Here is a 23,189-nt window from a genome sequence, read left to right as displayed (position 1 = left end):
GACAAGCTTAGCGCGAACGGTAAAGTCTAAAGCTCTCTTAGTGCCCTTGCTGGCTTGGCGGACAATACGGGGATGGAACCCAGCAAGCCAATTCCCAGCGTTGCAACCGCACCGATGCCAAGCGTGAGCAGGACAATCCCCCAGTCGGGCTGCCAGGTGAACTCGAAAATCTGGGTGATTACAAACCATCCGGCAAACAGGCCCAGCCCCAAGGCCACCGCCGACAACAGAAATGCCAGCAGCGCATATTCAATCGCCTGAACCGTCAATATCTGGGTCCGCGTGGCTCCGAGCAGTTTCAGGATCACGCTGTCATAGACCCGGGCCTGACGCGACGCGGCGATCGCGCCGATCAGCACGGCAATCCCGGAGAAGATCGCGATTGAGGCGGCAGCGGCAATCGCGGTGGCCATCTGGTCGAGGATGTCGCCGATCTGGGACGCGATTTCCTTGACCTTGACCATCGAAATGGACGGAAATTCCTTCGGCAATGTGGAGAGCAGACTGTCTTCTTTGGCCGTTTCCAGCTGGATCGTGGCAGCGACATTATGCGGGACATTGGCGAGGACGCTGGGCGGGAATACCAATACATAGTTGAAACCGAAATTGCGCCAGTTGACCTTGCGGAAGGAGGCAACCTTGGCCGGTATTTCGACGCCGAGCAGGCTGACGGTCAGACTGTCGCCGATCTTCAATCCCATGGCCGCACCTTGTTCTTCGTCGACCGAAACGAGAGGCGGGCCGTCATAGCCTTTCGGCCACCACTCGCCTTCAACAATTTCGCTGCCTTCGGGAATGATCGCACTATAGGTGAGGCCGCGGTCGCCGCGGAGCACCCAAGCGCCTTCGGGGAGGGTTTCCAGTTCGGACACGCGCTGACCGCGAAATTCGGTGATGGTACCGCGCAGCGTCGGCACGATATTCACTTCCGCGGCTTTGGAAGTCTCTGCAACCTTGGAACGGAACTCGTCCGCCCGCTCGACCGGGATATCGAGTACGAAGAAGCTCGGAGCATCGCGCGGAACGGTGGAACGGATTTCATTGGTCAGGCTGGTCTGGATCGCGGCAAGCGTAGCGAACAGGGTAAGACCCAGTCCCAATGCCACAACCAGTTGCCCGGTCTGGGCACCGGGACGGTGAAGGCTGGTCAGGGCGAGACGCAGCAGCGGCTGTTTCGGCCTTGGAGCCTTGCTCGCTAGCCAGCGGATCAGCGCGCCCAAGGCCGTAAGCAACAGCAATATCGCGGCGGCCGCACCGATGAAGGAGGCCGAAAATAATGGCTCATTGGCTGTGCCGAGCGCCAGCGCGATGATCGCGGCAATCGCCAAGCCGACGCCGATCCAGCTTTGCCGGTCAATCTGACGCCAGGATTTACCCTCTCCGCGGATGATGCCCGCGGCAGGGATTGTCTTTGCCCGCGACAATGGGGGCAGGGCGAAGATCACCGCTATCAGCAACCCATAAAGCGCGCTGACCAGCAATGGCAGCGGATAGACGGCAAATTCCGGCTTGATCGGCAGAACGTCGCCGGCGATCTGGATGATCGCCAGCGGAGCCAAGGCGCCGATCACGAGACCCAAGGCAACCGCGCCCAGCGCCACCGTCATGATCTGGAACAAATAGATGCGGAAAATCATCGCGCTATCTGCGCCGAGTATCTTGAGCGTCGCAATCGCGCCCTGTTTGCCGCGCAAATAAGAGGCGACGCCGTTGCCGACACCGATGCCGGCGATGACTAGCGATGCGAGGCCGACCAGGGTCAGAAACTGGCCCATCCGCTCGATAAAGCGGCGGGTGCTTGGCGCGCCGTCGTCGCGGGTCTTGACCTCCCACGATGCGTTGGGAAATTGTTCGGAAAGCCGGCCGCCGGTTTCGCGCGGAACCGCTGTTTCAGGCAGCTTGAGCCGATATTTGCTTTCAAACAGGCTGCCGGGCTGAATCAATTTTGTAGCGCGCAGGCCTTCGAGCGAGGTGATCGCGACGGGACCGAGCGACAGGCCTTCGCTAAGCCGGTCGGGCTCTTCGGCGATGATCCCCGAGACAGTGAAACGGGCCTCGCCAAAGTCTATCTGGTCTCCGCTTGTCAGTGCCAGTCGCTGCATCAGGGCAGGGGTGACATAGATTTCCTGAGGGCCGGGTGCTGAGACTCTCTGGCCATTCTCGAGCGTGAAATTGCCATAAAGCGGGTAGGCGCCATCAACGCCCTTCAGTTCGACCAGTTGCGTGTCGCTGCCATCGGGCAAGCGTGCCATAGCCTGCATGCGCAGCGTTTCGGACAACGTGCCAGACTGCTTGAGGGCTGCGAGTTCTGCGATGGTGGCCTCGCGCTGTGCAACCGCAATCTCCAGATCACCGCCCAAAATCGCCTGACCGCGATTGGCCAGTTCTTCGGTGATCGCGTCGGTCAGGCTGCCGATGGCGGCCAAAGTGGCCACGCCAAGGAACAGACAGACGATCAGCAGCCGGAGCCCGACAAACCGTCCGCGCAGATCGCGGCGGGCAATCGTCCATGCTTTGCCCAGTTCAGCGCTCACGCGGCGCTGTCCCGTTCGATCAGGCCGTCGCGAAGCTCGATGATCCGGTCGCAGCGTTTGGCCAGTTCCGGGTCATGGGTGATGATGAGGAGCGTTGCCGCCGTGGCTTTCTGGCGATCGAACAATAGGGCGATTACTTTCTCGCCGGTGGTGCCGTCGAGATTGCCGGTGGGTTCGTCAGCGAAGATGATCGTGGGGCGTGATGCCATCGCCCGGGCAATGGCCACGCGTTGCTGTTCACCGCCGGAAAGCTGGGTCGGATAATGGCCGAGACGGTCGCCCAGGCCAACCGAGGTCAATTCCTTCGCAGCGATTCCAAACGGATCGGCCTGGCCGTCCAGCTCCAGTGGTACCGCAACATTTTCCAGAGCGGTCATTGTCGGGAGCAGGTGAAAGGCCTGCAATACAATTCCGACCCGACCGCGCCGCGCAACCGCCAGCTGATCCTCGTTCATCGTGCCGAAGTCGGCCCCGGCGATATTCACTTCCCCGCCGCTTGCCCGTTCGAGACCGGACAGGATCGCCATCAGCGATGATTTTCCCGAACCCGACGGTCCGAGCAATGCAACCGTCGTTCCTTCTTCGATCTGCAGATCAATACCGCGCAAAATATCGACGCGTGCTTTCCCTTCCCCCAAAGACAGGGTGACATTCCGGGCTGCAATGGCGATATGGGATTCAACTGCGGCGGCGTCGCTCGATGCGGCGTTTTTCTGGATCATGAGGGTAAGGATATCCGATGTTGAAGAATTTTGTCTTATATGGGTTCACACTGTCGTTTCTGCAACTTTTGATCGCTTGTGGTCCCGCGCCGGACGAGGAACAAGCTGTTCTCAAGGACGTAGAAACGGTCGCGACGGAAGCTGACGGCGACCAGGTGGCGGAAGGCAAAGAAGCCGAAATCCTGATTGTCGCTTTTGGCGACAGTCTCTACGCCGGCTATGGTCTGGACCAGAAAGAGGGCTTTGCGCCGGAACTGCAGGCCGCCCTGACGGCAGCGGGCAAGGACGTCCGGGTGCACAATGCCGGCGTGTCGGGTGACACCACGGCTGCCGGATTGCGACGGATGGACTTCGTGCTCGACAGCCTGTCACGCAAGCCGGATCTGGTAATCCTGGGGCTGGGAGGCAATGATCTGCTGCGCGGGCTGAAACCCGCGGACAGCCGCGCCAATTTGGAAGCGATGGTCAAGAAGCTGCAGGATCGCGATATCCCGGTGATGCTGACGGGCATGCTCGCTCCGCCCAATCTGGGAGCGAAATTCAGCGACGAGTTCAACATCATCTATCCGGCATTGGCCAAGAAATATGATGTCGCGCTTTATCCGTTTTTCATGGACGGGGTGGTGGGGAATCCGGATCTGTTCCTGCCCGACGGTCTGCATCCTACTGCCGAGGGCATTGATATCATCGTCGGCAAGATCGCGCCGCAGGTGGCGGAATTGCTGGAAGGCTGAGCCTTGTTGGAAATTGGAAGATTTGGAAGCATGTTGCACAGTTCTGCAAAAACTGTATTATTTTGCTAATACAGCAGTTGAAACGCTTGAAAAGCGGGGCATTTGCATCCATTTATAGAGAAAGCCCCGCACTGGTGCCGGGGCAGGGAGGCTGAACAGCATGGCGACCGAAACAATCACCGCGACCGACGACCTGAAACTGACCCCGCCAGATCCGGTGGTTGCCGTTGCGCCCGAAAAGGCCGGAGGCCTTGTGTCCATTGGCGACGAGGTAAAGACCAAGCTTGAGGAAAAAGTTGACACTTTTATCGACGATTTGATCGCTCAGGATCAAAATAGTCCCGAATTCGGGAAAAAAGTGGACCAGATTACCAATATGGGCCGCAAGGAAATTGCCGAAGCGGCGGGCCAGTCAAATCGCTTTCTCGATCGCCCGATCCGGTCGATGGATGAAGAAAGCGGCATTGGTTCCGATCTCGCCGAGCTGCGCCGCACTGTCGAGGACCTCGATCCGGGCAAACGCGGCAATCTGACCGCCAAGAGGAAGATTTTCGGAATCATTCCCTTCGGCAACAAGATGCGCAATTATTTCGACGGCTATAAAAGCGCGCAGGGCCATATCGGCTCGATCCTTGACCGGCTCCGTTCCGGCAAGGACGAACTGCTGATGGACAATGCGGCTATTGATGTTGAACGCAAGAATCTCTGGGCGGCAATGGGCCGGCTGGAGCAGATGATCCATGTTTCCAAGGTCATGGACCAGAGGCTGGAAGACAAGGCGGCCGAACTGGACGCCACCGATCCGGGCAAGGCCAAGGCGATCCGCGAAAGCGCGCTTTTCTACGTTCGTCAGCGGACGCAGGATTTGCTCACCCAGATGGCAGTCACCGTGCAAGGCTATCTCGCGCTCGATCTGGTCAAGCGCAATAATGTCGAACTGGTCAAAGGCGTCGACCGGGCAAGCACGACTACCGTGGGCGCTCTGCGCACCGGTGTTACTGTCGCTCAGGCGCTGACCAACCAGAAACTGGTTCTCGACCAGATCACCGCGCTCAACACCACGACGGCAGGTGTGATCGACAGCACCAGCGAGATGCTGAAGAACCAGACCGGCCAGATTCACGAGCAGGCCGCTTCGTCGACCATTCCGCTGGAAACGCTGCAACGGGCCTTCCAGAATGTCTATGACACGATGGACAATATCGACACGTTCAAGCTGAAGGCGCTGGAGAATATGAAGGCGACGGTAAATTCTCTGTCCGGCGAAATCGAAAAATCGAAAGGCTATATTGCGCGGTCCGAAGGGCAGGCGAAGGCCCAGCTCGAAGCGCCGTCCGAAAATCCTCTTTCGGCGCTGGAGGAATAGAGCCTGGTGTCCGAGTCCAACCAGCAAGTCTTTGACAGCGCGGCGCGGGCGCTTCGCGACTCCCAGTTCCGTCGCTCGATCGGCAATCGCTCGCATCAGTTGAAGCGCGGTCATTTCGTCAAGAAACTGGGCCGCGCTGCCATGTGGACGGTCGGCGTGCTCGTCGGAGCCAGTATTGTCGGCGGCATTTTGAGCGGCATCGGTTTCTGGGGTGTGATGATTTCTGCCGGATTGATCGGCGGCGGTATCTGGGCGGCGATGAAATTTCCGAAAATGAAAATGCCGACGCCCGAGACGATCATGAAGTCCGATCTGAAATCACTGGCGGGAAAAACCGAAATCTGGCTGGAAAACCAGCGTCCGGCTCTGCCGGCGCCAGCGGTCCAGATCGTCAACGGCATCGGCGTGCAACTGGATATGCTGTCACCGCAGCTGAACAAGCTCAACGAAGGCGATGCCGCTGCCTATGAGGTGCGCAAGCTGGTCGGCGAACATCTGCCGGAACTGATCAACGGCTATCGAGCGATCCCCGCGTCGATGCGCAGCAAAGCCAATGACAGCGGAAAATCGCCCGACGAGCAGTTGATTGGCGGTCTCTCGTTGATCGAGAAGGAAATCGCCGGCGTCACCCAGCAGATCGCCAAGGGCGATATCGACAATCTGTCGATCCGCGGCCGCTATCTGGAACTCAAATATGACCAGAATGCCGAAGCAGAATAAGGGCTGACGGGCAGGGAAATAACGTCCGGGACGGCAGCGTCCTGCGCGCAATGGGGGGAGTCTTTCTGGTCGCGCAAAGCATTGACGCTGGATGATTTTTGCCGGAAGAGACTGGAATTCAACTCTGCCTCCTGCTGGTTCCATGCCATGGTTACAGGCCCACAATTTCTCCCCGTTTTCGCCAAATCAGGGTAAGCGTTTGCGAACGGCACGGGGCAGCGGCGCAATAATACTTTTCGCACTTGCGCAATTCTTGACTTCAAAATACGCCGATTTCCATCTAGAAGCACATTAATTACAAAAATCTTATCGAAATGTAAGGACGGAATATGAGTTTCCCGCCACGGCAAGGCCTGTACGATTCAAACAACGAACATGACGCATGTGGCGTCGGTTTTGTCGCGAATATTGAAGGTGAGAAATCGCATCTCACGGTCAAGCGTGGCCTCGAGATTCTGGTCAATATCGATCACCGCGGTGCGGTTGGTGCCGACCCGCTTCTGGGTGACGGTGCCGGGATATTATTGCAGATTCCCGACGCTCTGCTGCGGAATTGGGCGGAAACCGAAGGGCTGACCCTTCCGGCTGTCGGTGACTATGCCGTTGCAATGTGTTTCATTCCATCCGATCCGGCAGAAGCGGAATTTGCGACGACCCATTTCGAACGGTTCATCGCCAAGGAAGGGCAGGTCCTGATCGGCTGGCGCGACGTGCCGATCGACACAACCGGCATCGGCAAAGCCGTGCTCGACCAGATGCCACTGATTCGCCAGATGATCGTCGGCAAAGGCGAATCGATCGCCGATCAGGATGCGTTCGAACGCAAAATCCTCGCGATCCGCAAACAGGCGCATAATCCGCTTGATGGCCTTGCCGAAAAAATGGGCATGCCGGGCCTGTCCGAATTTTATATGCCGTCTTTCTCGACCAGAACGATTGTCTACAAGGGGCTGCTGCTCGCCGATCAGGTCGGATCCTTCTACAAGGATCTCAACAACCCGCTGACCACCTCAGCCGTGGCGATGGTCCATCAGCGCTTTTCGACCAATACATTCCCGTCGTGGAAACTCGCGCATCCCTATCGTTTCATCGCGCATAATGGCGAGATCAATACGGTTCGGGGCAATGTCAACTGGATGAACGCCCGTCGCCGGACGATGGAATCCGACCTTCTGGGAGCCGATCTCGACAAGATGTGGCCGCTGATCCCGCACGGCCAATCCGATACCGCCTGTCTCGACAATGCCCTCGAACTGCTGATCGCCGGCGGCTATTCGCTGCCCCATGCGGTGATGATGCTGATCCCCGAAGCATGGGCCGGCGATCCGACGATGGATGCCGATCGCAGAGCCTTTTACGAATATCACGCCGCCCTGATGGAGCCATGGGATGGTCCGGCAGCGGTCGCCTTTACCGATGGACGGCAAGTCGGCGCGACACTGGACCGCAACGGTCTGCGTCCCGCACGTTTTTGCGTTACGGACGACGGCCATGTGATCATGGCGTCGGAATCCGGCGTGCTGCCGGTCAAGGAAGACAATATTGTCCGCAAATGGCGGTTGCAGCCCGGCAAGATGCTGCTGATCGACATGGAGCAGGGCCGGATCATCGAAGATGAAGAGATCAAGGCGGATCTCGCCAAAGCCAAACCCTATGCGAAATGGCTGGAATCCACGCAATATAATCTGAAAGATCTCGATCTCGACGATCTTGACGATGTCGATGCACCAAAGGCGAATGGGCTGGACAGTCCTGCGGCACTGCTGGACCGCCAGCAGGCATTCGGCTTCACCCAGGAAGATATTACAAAATTCCTCGAGCCTATGGCCAGTGACGGTCTCGATCCGATCGGATCGATGGGCACCGACACACCGATTGCTGTTCTGTCCGGCAAGCCGCGCTTGCTGTACGATTATTTCAAACAGAATTTCGCCCAAGTGACCAACCCACCGATCGATCCTATCCGCGAGGAACTGGTGATGTCTCTGGTCTCGATGATCGGGCCGCGTCCCAATCTTCTCGGCCATGATGCCGGTACCCACAAAAGGCTAGAGGTGGACCAGCCGGTTCTGACCAACGCAGACCTGCTGAAAATCCGTTCGGTTGAAGATGCTCTGGACGGCGCTTTCCGGACCGAAACCATCGATATTACCTGGGAGGCCGAGACTGGCGCGGCCGGTCTCGAAATGGCGCTCAAGGAAATGTGCTGGGCGGCGACCGAAGCGGTGCTCGCCGACCGCAATATTCTCATTCTTTCCGACCGCGCCAAGGGCCCGGAACGGATCGCGATGCCGGCCCTGCTGGCAACCGCAGCTGTCCACCATCATCTGGTTCGACAGGGCCTGCGGATGCAGACCGGTCTTGTGGTCGAAACCGGTGAAGCCCGCGAAGTGCACCATTTCTGCGTGCTGGCAGGCTATGGCGCGGAAGCGGTCAATCCCTATCTGGCGTTTGAAACGCTCGAGGATATCCGCGTTCGCCGCGAATTGCCGCTGACCACGCAGCAGGTCGAGCAAAATTATATCAAGGCCATCGGCAAGGGCATTTTGAAAGTCATGTCGAAGATGGGCATCTCGACCTATCAAAGCTATTGCGGTGCGCAGATTTTCGATGCCGTCGGTCTTTCCAGTGAATTTATCGAGAAATATTTCACCGGCACCGCGACGATGATCGAGGGCGTCGGGCTGGCCGAGGTCGCGGAAGAAACCGTGAAACGGCATTCGGAAGCCTATGGCGACAATCCGATCTACAAGAATATGCTCGATGTCGGCGGCATCTACGGCTACCGGATCCGCGGCGAGGAACATGCCTGGACCCCCGCCAATGTCGCGAATCTGCAGCATGCGGTGCGCGGCAATGATCCGAAAAATTACGCCGAATTTGCGGACTCGATCAACGAGCAGAGCGAACGTCTGCTGACCATCCGCGGTTTGATGGAACTGACCAAGGCCAGTGAACCGCTCGAAATCAGCGAAGTAGAGCCTGCGACCGAGATCGTGAAACGCTTTGCCACCGGCGCGATGAGCTTTGGCTCGATCAGCCGCGAGGCGCATACGACGCTGGCGATTGCGATGAACCGGATTGGCGGAAAGTCCAATACCGGTGAGGGCGGGGAAGAACCGGATCGTTTTGTCCCTATGGCAAATGGCGATAGCATGCGCTCTGCGATCAAGCAGGTCGCCAGTGGCCGTTTCGGTGTGACCGCCGAATATCTGGTCAATGCCGACGATATCCAGATCAAGATGGCGCAGGGTGCCAAGCCCGGCGAAGGCGGACAGCTGCCTGGCAGCAAGGTCGACAAGAATATCGGCAAGGTTCGCCACTCGACCCCGGGCGTCGGTCTGATTTCGCCGCCACCCCATCATGACATCTACTCGATCGAGGATCTGGCCCAGCTGATCCATGATCTGAAAAATGTGAACACCGGTGCACGCATCTCGGTGAAGCTGGTTTCCGAAGTCGGCGTCGGCACGGTTGCCGCGGGCGTGTCAAAAGCACGCGCCGATCATCTCACCATTTCCGGCTATGACGGCGGCACCGGCGCTTCGCCTCTGACCTCGCTGACCCATGCCGGTTCGCCGTGGGAAATCGGTCTGGCCGAGACGCAGCAGACTTTGTTGCTCAACGGATTGCGCTCGAGAATATCGGTGCAGGTCGATGGCGGCCTGCGTACCGGCCGCGATGTTGCCATTGGCGCTCTTTTGGGTGCCGACGAATTCGGCTTTGCCACGGCACCGCTGATCGCCGCCGGTTGCATCATGATGCGCAAATGCCATCTCAACACTTGCCCCGTCGGCGTCGCGACGCAAAATCCCGAACTGCGCAAGAAATTCACCGGGCAGCCGGAATATGTGATCAACTATTTCTTCTTCGTCGCCGAAGAGCTGCGCCAGATCATGGCCGATATGGGCTTCCGCACGATCGAGGAAATGGTCGGACGGGTGGACCGGATCAACATGAGCAAGGCGCTGCACCACTGGAAAGCCGAAGGCGTCGACCTGTCGCGTATATTGCATCAGGTTGTTCTCGCCGAAGGGGAGTCGCTTCACCAGACGATTACGCAGGATCACGGGCTTGAAGCAGCACTCGACCAGGACCTGATCGCGGCTGCGGCACCGGCGCTGGACAATGGCCAGACCGTCAAGATCGAACGCAAGGTGAAGAACGTCAACCGGACGGTCGGCGCGATGCTGTCGGGCGAAGTTGCGAAAAAATATGGCCATGCAGGTCTGCCGAACAACACCATCCAGCTATCGTTCGAAGGCGTTGCCGGGCAAAGCTTTGGCGCGTTTCTGGCGCACGGCATCTCGGCTGAACTGGTCGGTGATGCCAATGACTATGTCGGCAAAGGCCTTTCGGGTGGCCGCGTGGTTGTCAAACAGCCAGGCCATGTCGATCGCAATCCGACCGAGAATATCATCGTCGGCAATACCGTGCTTTACGGCGCGGTTGCCGGTGAAGCCTATTTCAACGGCGTCGCGGGCGAGCGCTTTGCGGTTCGCAACTCCGGCGCGGTTGCCGTCGTCGAAGGTACCGGCGATCATGGCTGCGAATATATGACCGGCGGCGTGATCGCTGTGCTCGGTAAAACAGGACGCAATTTCGCGGCCGGCATGTCCGGCGGCGTTGCCTATGTCTATGACGAGGACGGTCTGTTCCGTCAGCGCTGCAACATGGCGATGGTCGATATCGAGACAATCAACGACGACGGGGATGGCGAGGGCACCACGCCGCCGCAGCAGCTTCCGGTTGACGTGAATGATTTCGGCATGGGCGACATGCTCTATCATGACGCGGCCCGGCTGCGGATATTGCTGGAACGTCACAAACTTTATACCGGCAGCAAGCGAGCCAGCGAAATTCTCGACAATTGGGAAGAGGCGCTTGGCCGTTTCGTGAAAGTCATGCCGCGCGATTATTCGTCGGCGCTGAAACAGCTCGAAGCCGAGCGTCTCGACGCTATCGTTGCTGCAGAATAATTGAAGATATTGGAGTAGACCGTGGGTAAAGTAACAGGCTTTCTCGAGATTGATCGCAAAGAAGCGACCTATGCCGATCCAAAGGAACGGCTGACGCATTATAAGGAATTCACGATTCCGCTGCCGGAATCCGAAATCAAGAATCAGGCCGCTCGCTGTATGGATTGCGGCATACCTTATTGCCACAACGGCTGCCCGGTGAACAATATCATCCCGGACTGGAATAATCTGGTCTATGAAGACGACTGGAAAAACGCGCTGGAATCGCTGCAGTCGACCAATAATTTCCCCGAGTTTACCGGCCGCATCTGTCCAGCGCCTTGCGAAGCCGCCTGCACGCTGAACATCGACGATGTACCGGTGAACATCAAATCCATTGAATGCGCGATTGTTGATCGTGGGTGGGAAGAAGGCTGGATAACACCCCAGATTGCCGAAGAAAAAACCGGAAAATCGGTCGCGGTCGTCGGCTCCGGTCCTGCCGGCATGGCGTGCGCCCAGCAGCTCGCCCGCGCCGGCCATAATGTCACCCTGTTTGAAAAGAACGACCGGATGGGCGGCCTGCTTCGCTATGGCATCCCCGACTTCAAGATGGAAAAGCATCTGATCAACCGCCGCCTCGTGCAAATGGAAGCGGAAGGCGTCGAATTCCGCACCAGCGCCGAAGTCGGTGTGACCGTTTCGGTGGAATCGCTGCAGGAAAATTACGATGCCGTGGTCATGTCCGGCGGCGCGGAAAAACCGCGCACGCTCGATATTCCCGGCTATGAAATGGCCGGCGTGCGTCTGGCAATGGAATTCCTCGCGCAGCAGAACAAACGCAATGCGGGCGACGACGAGATGCGCGCCGCGCCGCGCGGGACGATTACCGCGACCGGCAAGCATGTCATCGTCATCGGCGGCGGCGACACCGGGTCGGATTGTGTCGGCACCTCCAATCGCCAGGGCGCCGCTTCGGTGACCCAGATCGAAATCATGCCCAAGCCGCCCGAGAAGGAAGACAAGACTTTTTCATGGCCCGACTGGCCGTTGAAGCTGCGCACCTCGTCCAGCCATCTCGAAGGCTGCGAACGCGACTGGTCGATCCTCGCCAAACGGGTCGTCGGCACCAACGGTGAGGTCGAAGGCCTCGAATGTATCCGCCTGGAATGGGTGGACGGCCAGATGCAGGAAGTCGCCGGCAGCGAGTTCGTCATCAAGGCCGATTTGATCCTGCTAGCCATGGGCTTTGTCGGCCCGCGCAAAATGGGGCTGGTCGATCAGTCGGATGTGGAACTCGACGCCCGCGGCAATGTCGCGGCCAATGTTGTAAGCTATGCCACCAGCAAGCCCGGCATCTTTGCCTGCGGCGACATGCGCCGCGGCCAGAGCCTGGTCGTCTGGGCGATCCGCGAAGGCCGCCAGTGCGCCCGCGCCGTGGATCTGCAACTGATGGGCAAAAGCCTGCTGCCGCGCTGAGAGAGCGATGTGGCGATCGCTTCTGCGATCTGGTTCTACGGAGCCGTCTCAATTGCCGTTCTGCTGCTGCCTGTCCGGCGCAGCCTGGCGCTAGTCGGGCTCGGCATTCTGTGGGTTCTGGCTGTGCTACCGCTGCATATCCCGATCGATTGACGGGCCGGACTGCCAATATAGTGGCTGGTCGGCTTCTGCCTCTATTACCGCGGATTAGGTCTGCTTGATTTGCTTTGGAACCGGACATTCGGGCCTGTACTCTCTGCGGCATTTATTGCAGCAGTCCCGTATCCGGCCGACTGCTCAAATAATTGCCGGAAAGATCATTTCTTGATAAATGGTAAATATTCATGCTAAAAATAATTTGTTATTAAGTATTGTCACTGATTCGCTTTTATCGCTGTTACATTGGCGGTCGAAGCATGATCATCCGCATCGTGAAATCGGGTCGCGAAGCCACTGCCTTATTGCAGTGTAAAAGGAGAGTTGAAAATGCTGAAGTCCATATCTGGAACCCTGAATCTGGTGCCTTTGTCTCTTGCTGGTCTGTTGATGGCTAGCCCTGCGCATGCAGTTGTCTTCGACTCCTCAATCTTTATTCCGGACTCCGAGGTCATTATCAATTTCAACGGAACCGGTCTCGACTGGGTATATGCCGGGCCAATTGCGCCGAACGAATTTGGCGTCGGCAACATTCAGCCAGCTAGCTATCGTGCCGCTGAAGGATGGCGCGTTTCAACGGTGTCAGAATGGGCGTCACGACCCGATTGGCAAGATTTCACGAGAGCAGGTTTTGCGACACCTACTGCAGTTGCGAGCTTCAATGACCATTCTGTCTATCGATTTGCGTCAGAATATTGGAGCGATTTCACCCACGTCGACTTAAACGATTATGCAGCAGGTCGTCTGACGGATGGCGTTAATGGAGCCCTCACGGGCGTGCCGGAAACGATTTATGTTCGTTTTAGCAGTATTTCCGCTGCTGTCCCCGAACCCTCTACTTGGGCATTCATGATTTTTGGCTTTGGCGCCATTGGCGGTGCAATGCGTCGTCAGCGCAAAGCCAATGTAAAAGTAAGTTACGCTTAAACGTCAATCGACAAATTGGTTCCGAAGCCCCGCTTGAGCAATCTTGCGGGGCTTTTTTATGTGCTAGTGTCAGCGTGCAGGCGCTTTTCCATCATCCCGGCCAAGATATGTGAATATCGGATTCCGCGCATTTGCTTTCCATGAATGGACAGGCTGCTGTCTACCCAGTTGCGGTCATTCACATTATCTGGCTGTCCATCTCGGCACCCGTGACAGGGCAGGTGGATTTGCCGAATTGGGGAATGGTGCGCGCTTTAGAGCTATAGTCTGGGAATCCGCCGCCGATCCAATGTTCCATCGGAAATATATTTTTCCCCGCCGCGTGACGCCAATCGGGAATGCATTGATGACCAATAGAAATGGGCGCGATAATGTGCGGTCAATCCGCCATGCATATAGATAAATCTATTAAAATCATTGATCTATATGAGAAAAAACTGGATCCCCCGTGAGGATTCGAACCTCAATTAACGGAGTCAGAGTCCGTGGTATTACCATTATACGACAGGGGAGTGCCGGTGCGGGGCAATAGGCAGCGCGCAGCTTTTGGTCAAGCCTTTTGGTGGTAAATGGATCGGGACAGGGCCAAACAATTTTTCCGCTGCTTCAGTCGTGGCTAGTGCCGCTGGAAATCGGCCGGGGACGGGGGCAGGGCGATTGCCGACATGTCCCGATATTCTGGCCGCTATGGCTTTTTACGGCCCGATTTGCGATCACGGTTGATGTTTTACGCAGAACAAGGTTACCGGCCCTTGCGTCATAGACCCCGCATCGTTATCTTCGAGGGCAAGTACCGGCGGTATTATCCGATCCGGAGAACATAAGAGTACGGTTATGGCGGATCAAGCGTCCCCATCGCCGCAAGATGCAAACGGCGGGTCATCCGCAAGGAAATCCCGCCCGAACCCTGCGGCGACATATAATGCACAGAGTCAAACTGCGCCTTCTGTCCCTAACGGCACGGCGCGTTGGCCGAAGTTGCGATCCTATGCGGCGATAGATCTGGGCACAAACAACTGCCGGTTGCTGGTGGCCAAACCTTCGTCAGACGGCTTCATCGTTACCGATGCCTTTTCGCGCGTCGTGCGCCTGGGCGAGGGGCTGGTCGAAACCGGCCGGATCAGCAGCCGGGCGATGGACCGGGCGGTCGCCGCCCTGTCGATTTGCGCTGACAAGCTGCGACGTCGCAATGTGACGCTTGCCCGGTCGGTCGCTACCGAGGCCTGCCGTCGCGCCAGCAACGGTGACAAGTTTATCGAGCGTGTCCGCCGGGAAACCGGAATCGCGCTGGATGTGATCACCGCGGAAGAAGAAGCGCGTCTGGCAGTACTGGGCTGCCAGATATTGCTTGAACCGGGCGAAGGTCCGGCGCTTATTTTCGACATTGGCGGAGGATCGACCGAGCTCGTACTGGTCGACACGACCGGTTCTGCTCCGGAGATCATCGACTGGCTGAGCGTGCCCTGGGGCGTTGTTTCGTTGACCGAAAGCGAGAAATTCGATGGTGATGATCCGGTTGCGCGCGCGGAAGCCTTTGTCTCGATGCGGGCAAGGGTTGCGGACAGTTTTGCCGGCTTTGCCGCACGATTGCCGCGGCTCGAGCAATGCGATTACCGGCTGCTGGGCACCAGCGGCACGGTGACCACCTTGGCCAGCCTGCACCTGAAATTGCCGCAATATGACCGCAAGGTGATAGATGGTCTGATCGTTCCGACCGAATCGATGCGCGAAATCAGTCATATGCTGGCGCATGTTTCTCCCGACGAGCGGGCTGAAATCCCCTGCATTGGCCGCGAACGCGCCGATCTGGTGGTTGGCGGCTGCGCGATACTGGAATCGATACTGGATATCTGGCCGGCGCCGCGCGTCGGCGTCGCGGATCGCGGCATCCGCGAAGGCATATTGCGCTCGCTGATGTCGGCCAACGAACGGAGGGCCGTACGATGAGCCGGGGCAGATCAGGAACCAGACAAAAGGTCAAAACTGCCAAGGGCCGTAAGATCGGCTCGACGCGCTGGCTGGAACGGCAGCTCAACGATCCCTATGTCAAACAGGCGAGGGCCGAGGGCTATCGCTCGCGCGCTGCCTATAAATTGCTGGAACTGGATGAACGGTTCAAGCTGGTGCGCAGCGCCAAGGCCGTGGTCGACCTTGGGATCGCGCCAGGGGGCTGGGCCCAGGTGATGCGCAAATATGCGCCCAAGGCCGCGGTTGTCGGTATCGATTTGCTGGAAGTCGACGCCATCGAAGGCGTCACCATTTTCAAGATGGATTTCATGGATGACGCCGCGCCGGATCTGTTGATCGAAGCGCTGGGCGGCAAACCGGATCTGATATTGTCCGATATGGCGGCCAATACGGTCGGCCATCAGCAGACCGACCATTTGCGGACGATGGGGCTGGTCGAGGCCGCTGCCTATTTTGCGGTCGAGAATCTGCAAAAAGGCGGAAATTTCGTCGCCAAAGTATTGGCCGGCGGAACCGACAATGATCTGCTGACCCTGCTCAAAAAGCATTTCGAGGTGGTGAAGCACGCCAAACCGCCAGCGAGCCGCAAAGGCTCGTCCGAATGGTATGTCATTGCCCAGGGGTTTAAAGGCGGGTCAGAAGAAGGCCCGTCCGAAGAAGCCTAGTTGGCGGCTCGCGCGTTCGCGACCATTTCCTTCAGGCCATCATAGCCGACGGCGCCGACTTCAGACTGATTGCCGACAACCCAGGCAGGGGTGCCGGTGAACCGCATCTGCTGCGCGATTGCGATATTATTCTCGATTTCCTTCTTGGCCTCTGGCGAAGCGATAAAGGCGCGCGCAGCAGCCATGTCGAGGCCGATTTCATTTGCCGCGGCCTCTATGGTCGAAGGAGTCGGGCGACCGGTGGCGAACATGGTTTTGTGGAAGGCATAATATTTGCCCTGCTTGGCGGCAGCCAGGGCCATCAACGCTGCGTCATTGCTGGCCTCGCTGAGGATCGGCAGTTCGCGGAACACGACCTTCACATTCTTGTCTTCCGCGATCAGCTTGGCGATATCGCGCTCGGTCTGTTTGCAATAGGGGCAGTTGAAGTCGGAATATTCGACGACAATCACATCACCATCGGGATTGCCGGCAAAGGCGTTTCCGGCGAACGGCTTTTCGACTTGCGCGCGCACGGCATCGATCGCGGAGGATTTCTGACGGTTTTGCAATATCTCGACCGCTTCGGGAATGATCTCCGGATTTTTCAGGATATAGTCGCGTATGATAGCCTCGATGGCCGTTTGTTCCTTGGCATCGATGCCCGCTGCCAGAACGGCTGCGCTGACGTCCTCGGTCGAGGAGGTGCTGCTCGTCTGCCAGAACCAAACGCCCACTGCCGCCGCTATGGCCAATCCGCCACCCGCCATAATCATCAACTTTCTTTTCAAATCATTATCCACAATCGGGTTCTTTCGTTGCAGGATGGCATTGGCCATGGCTGCACGGCTTGTCCAGCCCAAATGGGGGTCTGCGGGGGAGGAGCGTGCCCTAGCGCCGTTTGCTGGTTTTTTCGAATTCGGCCTTGGCGATGAATGAAATATCCTGCGCACGGATCCAGTCCGGCGTATTTTCCTTTATGCCGGCCATGGCGATTTGCGAACTGCGGATGGCGCTGGCATAATTGCCGCCGAGCAACGAGCTTTCTGCGGTGGCCAGCTGCGCCCGGGGCATATCGCCCTGTTGCGAGTAGACCACGCCCAGCTGATACCAGGCAAAAGGATTGCGATTATCCTTGTTGACGGCGGCCTTCAGCACTTGCGTCGCCTCGTCAAAATATTGCGGATCTTCGGTGGCTATCAGCGCGTGACCAAAGAGGCTCGCGATCAGTGGCTGGTTATTGGTTAGCTGCACCGCTCGGCGCAGCGATTTCAGCGCTTCGTCCGGTTTGCCGGACTCGAGCAGGATCTGGCCCTGCAGCTCGAGAAAATAGGGGTCGTCCGGATCGGACTGGAGCAGATTGTTGACTTCGTAAAGCGCCCGGTCCGGATAGGCGCTCTTGTGCCAGGCATAGGCGCGGGCATAGCGGGCGGGGACGGTCTGGTCGCTTTCGGGATATTCGCGCAAGGTGACCACCGGATCGGCGGTAAAGCCGAGCAGCTTGGCCTTGACCCGCCGGAACCGGGCTTCGATCGCGGGATCGGACGGTTTGTCCCAGGCGGGGTCTTTCTGGTACACGTCCCTTAGCAGGCTGACCCGTTCCCCGGAGAGCGGATGGGTGCGGCCATAGCTGTCCTCCTGCGGGATGCCGAGGCGGAATTCATAATTTTGCAGCTTTTTGAAAAAATCGATCGAGCCTCTTCCGGAGATACCCGCTTCGGACAGATAGCGGGCGCCGGCGGAATCGGCGGACCGTTCCTGCACCCGGCTAAAGGCCAGAAACTTGCCCATGGCGGCCTGCTGGCCCGCGGCCAATATGCCCATGCCGGCGTCACCGGCTCCGGCCGCAATCGCTGCGGCGCCCAAGACCAGGCTGAGGATGGTGATGCCGGTGGCGGTTTTTACGCCTTCGTTGAACCGGATGATATGGCCGCCGGTGATGTGACCCAGTTCGTGGGCCATGACGCCTTGCACTTCATTGGCGCTGTCCGCTGTTTCGATGAGACCGGAATAGAAATATATCCGCTGACCGCCAGCGACGAAGGCGTTGACCTGGTTGTCGTTGATCAGGACGACTTCAACCTCGTTGGCGTCCAGTTCCGATACAGCCACCAGTGGCGAGACCATGTCGGTAAACAGCGCTTCGGTTTCGGCGTCGCGCAGGATCGACTGGGCGGCAACCGGTTGCACGATGATCGAGATCATCGCCAGAAATGCGATCATGAATCGGGTCAGGCCGCCGAAGACGGGCCGACGGGTGCGGGGGCGTGAAACAGCAAGCTTGTTGCGCATGTTAAGTCCTCAGCATGAAAGTCCGGTTGGAACTTTCTCTCCTGACACCCTGCGCCTGAACCGCGGATGAAAATAGCATCGCCCCCGTCCGGTTTCGGGACGGGGGCGATAATCTTTCACTTATCCGAACGTGCGCTGCCACCAGCCCTGCCGGGATGATCCATCGCTCGACGTTGTCGCGTCGCTGTCGGAGGTTTTGGCTACCGCCTCGTCTTTCGGCTTGGCGGGCGTGTCGTCTTTGGGCTTGGCTGCCGCTCTGGATTTGCGCGGTTTGGCCGGCGCTTTTTCCTTTGCAGCTTCCGGAGCGGCTTTGTCAGACGCTTCGGCGCTATCCGCCTTTTTGGCGCGGGCTCGTGGCGCCCGTTTTGCCGCCGGCTTTTTCTCGGCGGTTGCGTCAGCAGCTGCTTCGGCACTTCCGCCAGTGGTGGCCTCAGCCGCAGGTGCTGCCGCTGCCGGCTTGGCTTTACGCGGTGCGCGGCGGCGCTTCGGCTTTTCTTCAGCCGCTTCGGCGTCGGGTTGCGCGCTTACCGCCGGCTGTTCAGCAGGGGCATCGCTTTTGGCGGAACGGCGCCTGCTGCGTGGCTTGGCTTCTGCCTGCGGTTGCTCGCCGTCGCCGCCGTTTTCGGATGTGGCAACAGGTGCAGCATCCGCTTTGCGGGCATTGTTGCGACGTGAGCGGGGTTTCGGCTTCTCTGCCTGTTCGCCAGCGTCCGTATCGTTCGCGTTCGGCTGCGCAGCAGTTTCGCTGTTGTTATCCGCATTGTTGCCGGAGTTATTCTCGCCGCCATTCTCCGAATTTCCGGATTCAGGACGATCACCACCGCGGTTGCGTCTGCCGCGCCGACGCCGTTTGCGCTTCGGACGTTCTTCGCCGTCGTTCCGGTCACCACGTTCGGACCGTTCTCCGCGTGTTTCCCGTTCTTCGGTTTCAGCGATTTCCGCCTCTTCGACCTGATCATCATCATCGTCATCATCGATGATGGGCTCGAACTTGGGCATATTCTTTGGCGGGCTGCCGGAGGTCTGGATTTCCATCCGTGCGCCTTCGGTTTCCCCGTCGGGCACGATTTCGATCGAGACACCGTAGCGTTGCTCGATATCCTCGATTTCGTGACGCTTGCTGTTCAGGACGTAAATGCACGCTTCCTGGCTGGTGCGCAGGCTGATCATGCTGGCTTTGCCCTTGGCTGCTTCTTCCTCGAGCAGACGGAGCGCGGACAGGGCAGAGGACGATGCCGTCCGTACCAGTCCGGTGCCTTCGCAATGCGGGCAGACCTTGGTCGAGGCTTCGAGCACGCCGGTGCGCAGGCGCTGACGGCTCATTTCCATCAGGCCAAAGCTTGAAATCCGTCCGACCTGGATACGGGCCCGGTCATTCTTCAGCGCATCGCGCATCGCCCGTTCGACTTTGCGAACGTTGCCGCTGCGGTCCATGTCGATGAAATCGATGACCACAAGGCCGGCCATGTCGCGCAGTCGCAACTGGCGAGCGATTTCGGCGGCTGCTTCCATATTGGTCTTGACCGCGGTCGCTTCAATTCCGTGTTCACGGGTCGAGCGCCCGGAGTTGATGTCGATCGACACCAGAGCTTCGGTCGGGTTGATGACGAGATAGCCACCGGATTTCAGCTGCACTTCCGGCGAATACATCGCGGACAGTTGATCCTCGACGCCATAGCGCTGGAACAAAGAGACAGGATCGGCGTAGCTCTTCACCCGCTTGCTGTGGCTTGGCATCAGCAGCTTCATGAAATTCTTCGCCGCCGTATAGCCGCTTGCACCTTCGACCAGCACTTCCTCGATCTCGCGATTGTAAATGTCGCGGATCGCGCGTTTGACGAGGTCGCTGTCGCTGTGGATCAGGCTGGGAGCCGTTGCGCTCAGCGTCTTTTCGCGGATTTCGTCCCAGAGACGGGCGAGATAGTCAAAGTCGCGCTTGATTTCCGGCTTGGTGCGGGAAAGTCCGGCGGTGCGGACGATACAGCCCATGCTGGTCGGCAGCTTCAGATCGGAAATGATCGATTTCAACCGTTTGCGATCACCAGCATTGTTGATCTTGCGGCTGATTCCGCCACCGTGCGAGGTGTTCGGCATGAGCACGCAATAGCGGCCCGCCAGACTGAGATAGGTGGTGAGCGCAGCGCCCTTGTTGCCGCGTTCTTCCTTGACGACCTGAACGAGAACAACCTGCCGGCGCTGGATAACGTCCTGGATCTTGTAGCGTTTGCGCAGGGCCATACGCTTCTGGCGGGCCTGGTCGCTGGCTTTCGGCATGCTGCCTTTGCCGCGACCGCGCGTGTTGCGGCCACCGCGTCCGCGACGGCCTCCGCTCTTGCCTTTGCCATCGCTATTTTCATCAGACGAATCGCCCTCTGATTCATCATCCTCGTCATCGTCATCATCTTCGTCGTTATTTTCCTGCGGGATTTCGCCTTCGGTCACATCGATCGTGTCGATGCTTTCATCCTGATCGACTTCGACCAAAGCGGTGTCGAGTTCTTCAGTGGCTTCGCTGCGCACCATATCGGCGGGCGAATCATCTTCTTCCTCTTCCTGGGCGCGCAGGGCGGCTTCTTCGGCCGCATGTTCGGCTTCCTCGGCGAGAAGTGCTTCGCGATCCTCTCTCGGAATCTGGTAATAGTCTGGGTGGATTTCGGAAAAGGCGAGAAATCCGTGGCGGTTGCCACCATAGTCAACAAAGGCAGCCTGCAACGACGGTTCGACCCGGGTTACTTTCGCTAGATAGATATTGCCTTTAAGCTGTTTATGTTCGGAAGATTCAAAATCGAACTCTTCAATTTTGTTCCCTTTTACGACCGCCACCCGGGTTTCTTCCTGGTGGCGCGCGTCGATTAGCATGCGCGTTGTCATTCGATAGTCTCCTGGCATGGCACAGAGGGCCGGAGCCCGTTTGGGCCATGCGATATGATAGGGATGACGGGTGTTCGCGCGCGGTCCTTTGATGAGGGGCGGGCGGCGTCATCCGGTTGATTTGAAATATTTCAGATAAAATTGCGTCTGCAACAACTGCATGGCCCTGGCCGGTAGCCAAAGTCGTTCCGTCTGTAGAAGCGCGTCCGATACGGATAGCTTCAGAGCCGGAAATGTCATGCCTCATGTTGCGTCAACCTGGTAGATGCCGAATGATTTTCGGCATTTAGACGAACCGATTCAGGAATATTCCTTAATGGTTCGATTAGTCTGCTAGCACCGCTCGCGCTGATCGGCAACATATACTGTTACTATCCCGAAACATCTTCGGAAATAGAGCGTCACGCCAATTCATGGCTAACGGCCCGTTAACCGTGTCATTTTACGGCGCCTTACGAAACCTTGCTTAATGGCTTCTTCACTCAGTTTTTAAGTTGTGAATTAGGCAGGAACCCGGAACCGATGAAATTTGACTGGACCAAAAAGGCTGTTGCGGGGCATAAGCGGGCCATGGCGCTGGCTTCCATCCTTATATCCGCATTGCTGATGACCCAACCGGCCCAGGCGGGTTCGGTGAGCCGGATCGAAGCACGCGGTTCACAAATTACCGTTTCCTTTGATGACCTGGTAGAAGGCGTCTCGACCTTCTCCTTGCTCGGTCCGGACCGTATCGCGATCGATATTCGCGGGGGCACGGCCGGACAGGGCGGTTATGCGTCCGGTATTGTCAAATCTGTACGGCAGGGACAGTATAATCCTAATACCGCACGGATAGTTTTTGATCTGGACCGGCCTGCGGTCATCACCGATGGCAGTTTTTCGCAAGATGGCAAAAGCCTGAACTTGAGCTTGCAAGCGGTCGGCCAGAACCAGATATCCCTTGGTAAAAAGTCGTTTTTGCCGCCGCTGGCTTTCCGCGCCGAGCCGCCGAAAAAAAGCTACAGTGTGAAGGTGCCTTTGGGCAAGCCGCGCGATTCCGTCAGTCTGCCGAAAATATACGGACCCAATGATCCGAGCAGGCCGCTCGTGGTCATCGATGCCGGACATGGCGGTCATGACCCGGGGGCGATCTCTCCCCACGGATCTGCGCGCGAGAAGAATGTCACGCTCGCAATTGCACGGGCGATCCGCGACCGGTTGGTTGCCGGTGGCCGGGTTCGGGTCGCGCTGACCCGGGACAGCGACGAGTTTCTGGTGCTCGAGGAACGTTATGGCATAGCACGACGGCTCGATGCTGACCTGTTCATGTCGATCCATGCCGACGCAGCCGGAAACGAAGAGGCATCGGGTGCGACCGTCTATACATTGTCCGAAGTCGCCTCTGATCGGGAAGCAGCCAAGCTGGCGGCACGCGAGAACCGGGCCAATATCATCAATGGCATCAATCTCGGCGGTGCGACGCAGGACGTTTCGTCGATCCTGATCGATCTGACGCAGCGCGAGACCATGAACATCTCTGCGGATTTTGCCAAATTGCTGCACCGTGAAAGCAGTCGCCAAATGAGTTTCCGCAAAATACCGCACCGCTATGCGTCTTTCGTCGTGCTCAAGGCACCCGACACGCCGTCGGTGCTGTTCGAGACCGGCTATCTGACCAACAAGGATGATGTTGCCTTCCTGAATTCCCGGGAAGGCCGGACCAAAGTTGCCAACGGTGTCGGGAGCGCAATCGAGTCGCATTTCGCCCGTAAACTGGCGATGCGCTAGATAATTCCGTCGGTCTAAATCCGTCCGGTCGCGCCGTCGTGATGCGGTGCG

The 23,189-nt window shown here is 58.1% G+C and carries 15 protein-coding genes and 1 tRNA gene; 10 read left to right on the top strand and 6 right to left on the bottom strand.

Going from position 1 to position 23,189, the window contains the following annotated elements; genetic code table 11:
- Positions 1-26: 26 nt before the first annotated feature.
- Both AACZ86_RS07835 and AACZ86_RS07830 read right to left on the bottom strand, forming a co-directional pair.
- Positions 27-2,534 carry an FtsX-like permease family protein gene (locus AACZ86_RS07835; RefSeq protein WP_339691083.1) on the bottom strand — a complete coding sequence of 836 codons (2,508 nt, stop codon included), beginning with the start codon at positions 2,532-2,534 and terminating at the stop codon, positions 27-29.
- Positions 2,531-3,256, bottom strand: a complete 726-nt coding sequence (locus AACZ86_RS07830) for an ATP-binding cassette domain-containing protein (RefSeq protein ID WP_339691081.1) — start codon at positions 3,254-3,256, stop codon at positions 2,531-2,533. The genes AACZ86_RS07835 and AACZ86_RS07830 overlap by 4 nt, the downstream gene beginning before the upstream one ends.
- Before the next feature lie 17 nt (positions 3,257-3,273).
- Here AACZ86_RS07830 and AACZ86_RS07825 point away from each other — a divergent pair, with 17 nt between their 5' ends.
- The 7 genes from AACZ86_RS07825 to AACZ86_RS07795 all read left to right on the top strand — a co-directional run bounded on the left by AACZ86_RS07825 (position 3,274) and on the right by AACZ86_RS07795 (position 13,596).
- Entirely contained in the window at positions 3,274-3,990 is a 717-nt protein-coding gene (locus AACZ86_RS07825; protein ID WP_339691078.1) for an arylesterase, read from the top strand.
- A gap of 160 nt (positions 3,991-4,150) precedes the next feature.
- Entirely contained in the window at positions 4,151-5,356 is a 1,206-nt protein-coding gene (locus AACZ86_RS07820) for a toxic anion resistance protein (protein ID WP_339691076.1), read from the top strand.
- A 6-nt stretch (positions 5,357-5,362) separates the two neighbouring features.
- Entirely contained in the window at positions 5,363-6,076 is a 714-nt protein-coding gene (locus AACZ86_RS07815; RefSeq protein WP_339691073.1) for a hypothetical protein, read from the top strand.
- Between the two features lie 329 nt (positions 6,077-6,405).
- Positions 6,406-11,055, top strand: a complete 4,650-nt coding sequence (gltB, locus tag AACZ86_RS07810) for a glutamate synthase large subunit (RefSeq protein ID WP_339691070.1) — start codon at positions 6,406-6,408, stop codon at positions 11,053-11,055.
- 21 nt (positions 11,056-11,076) lie between these two features.
- Positions 11,077-12,513: a glutamate synthase subunit beta gene (locus AACZ86_RS07805; RefSeq protein WP_339691067.1), complete on the top strand. Its 1,437-nt coding sequence runs from the start codon at positions 11,077-11,079 to the stop codon at positions 12,511-12,513.
- Positions 12,514-12,522: 9 nt separating this feature from the next.
- A complete protein-coding gene (locus tag AACZ86_RS07800) occupies positions 12,523-12,666 on the top strand; it encodes a hypothetical protein (protein WP_339691064.1) in 144 nt (47 codons plus the stop codon).
- 333 nt (positions 12,667-12,999) lie between these two features.
- The gene (locus AACZ86_RS07795) at positions 13,000-13,596 is read left to right on the top strand and encodes a PEPxxWA-CTERM sorting domain-containing protein (protein ID WP_339691061.1); all 597 of its coding nucleotides are present in this window, start codon (positions 13,000-13,002) and stop codon (positions 13,594-13,596) included.
- A 438-nt stretch (positions 13,597-14,034) separates the two neighbouring features.
- On the opposite strand, the gene AACZ86_RS07790 is transcribed toward AACZ86_RS07795, so the two are convergent.
- A tRNA-Gln gene (locus tag AACZ86_RS07790) sits at positions 14,035-14,108 on the bottom strand.
- A 322-nt stretch (positions 14,109-14,430) separates the two neighbouring features.
- On the opposite strand from AACZ86_RS07790, the gene AACZ86_RS07785 reads away from it, so the two are divergent.
- Complete coding sequence (locus AACZ86_RS07785) at positions 14,431-15,543, top strand: Ppx/GppA phosphatase family protein (RefSeq protein WP_339691058.1); 1,113 nt, start codon at positions 14,431-14,433, stop codon at positions 15,541-15,543.
- A complete protein-coding gene (locus AACZ86_RS07780) occupies positions 15,540-16,229 on the top strand; it encodes an RlmE family RNA methyltransferase (protein ID WP_339691055.1) in 690 nt (229 codons plus the stop codon). The genes AACZ86_RS07785 and AACZ86_RS07780 overlap by 4 nt, the downstream gene beginning before the upstream one ends.
- Here the strand turns inward: AACZ86_RS07780 and AACZ86_RS07775 are convergent.
- The 3 genes from AACZ86_RS07775 to AACZ86_RS07765 form a co-directional block, all read right to left on the bottom strand.
- Positions 16,226-16,984, bottom strand: coding sequence for a DsbA family protein (locus AACZ86_RS07775; RefSeq protein WP_339691052.1), 759 nt, complete (start codon positions 16,982-16,984; stop codon positions 16,226-16,228). The two genes, AACZ86_RS07780 and AACZ86_RS07775, sit on opposite strands and share 4 nt — an antisense overlap.
- A gap of 115 nt (positions 16,985-17,099) precedes the next feature.
- Positions 17,100-18,431: a M48 family metalloprotease gene (locus AACZ86_RS07770; protein WP_339691170.1), complete on the bottom strand. Its 1,332-nt coding sequence runs from the start codon at positions 18,429-18,431 to the stop codon at positions 17,100-17,102.
- Positions 18,432-18,620: 189 nt separating this feature from the next.
- Positions 18,621-21,371 (bottom strand): ribonuclease E/G, encoded by a 2,751-nt coding sequence (locus tag AACZ86_RS07765; RefSeq protein ID WP_339691049.1) that lies wholly within the window; start codon positions 21,369-21,371, stop codon positions 18,621-18,623.
- A 522-nt stretch (positions 21,372-21,893) separates the two neighbouring features.
- Between AACZ86_RS07765 and AACZ86_RS07760 the strand changes: the two genes are divergently transcribed.
- Positions 21,894-23,138, top strand: a complete 1,245-nt coding sequence (locus AACZ86_RS07760) for an N-acetylmuramoyl-L-alanine amidase (protein ID WP_339691046.1) — start codon at positions 21,894-21,896, stop codon at positions 23,136-23,138.
- Positions 23,139-23,189: the final 51 nt, after the last annotated feature.

This window comes from uncultured Parasphingorhabdus sp. (assembly GCF_963975735.1).
Taxonomy (GTDB): Bacteria; Pseudomonadota; Alphaproteobacteria; order Sphingomonadales; family Sphingomonadaceae; genus Parasphingorhabdus.
Note: the sequence above shows the minus strand (reverse complement) of the source record. Positions and strands in the feature narration are given on the sequence as shown.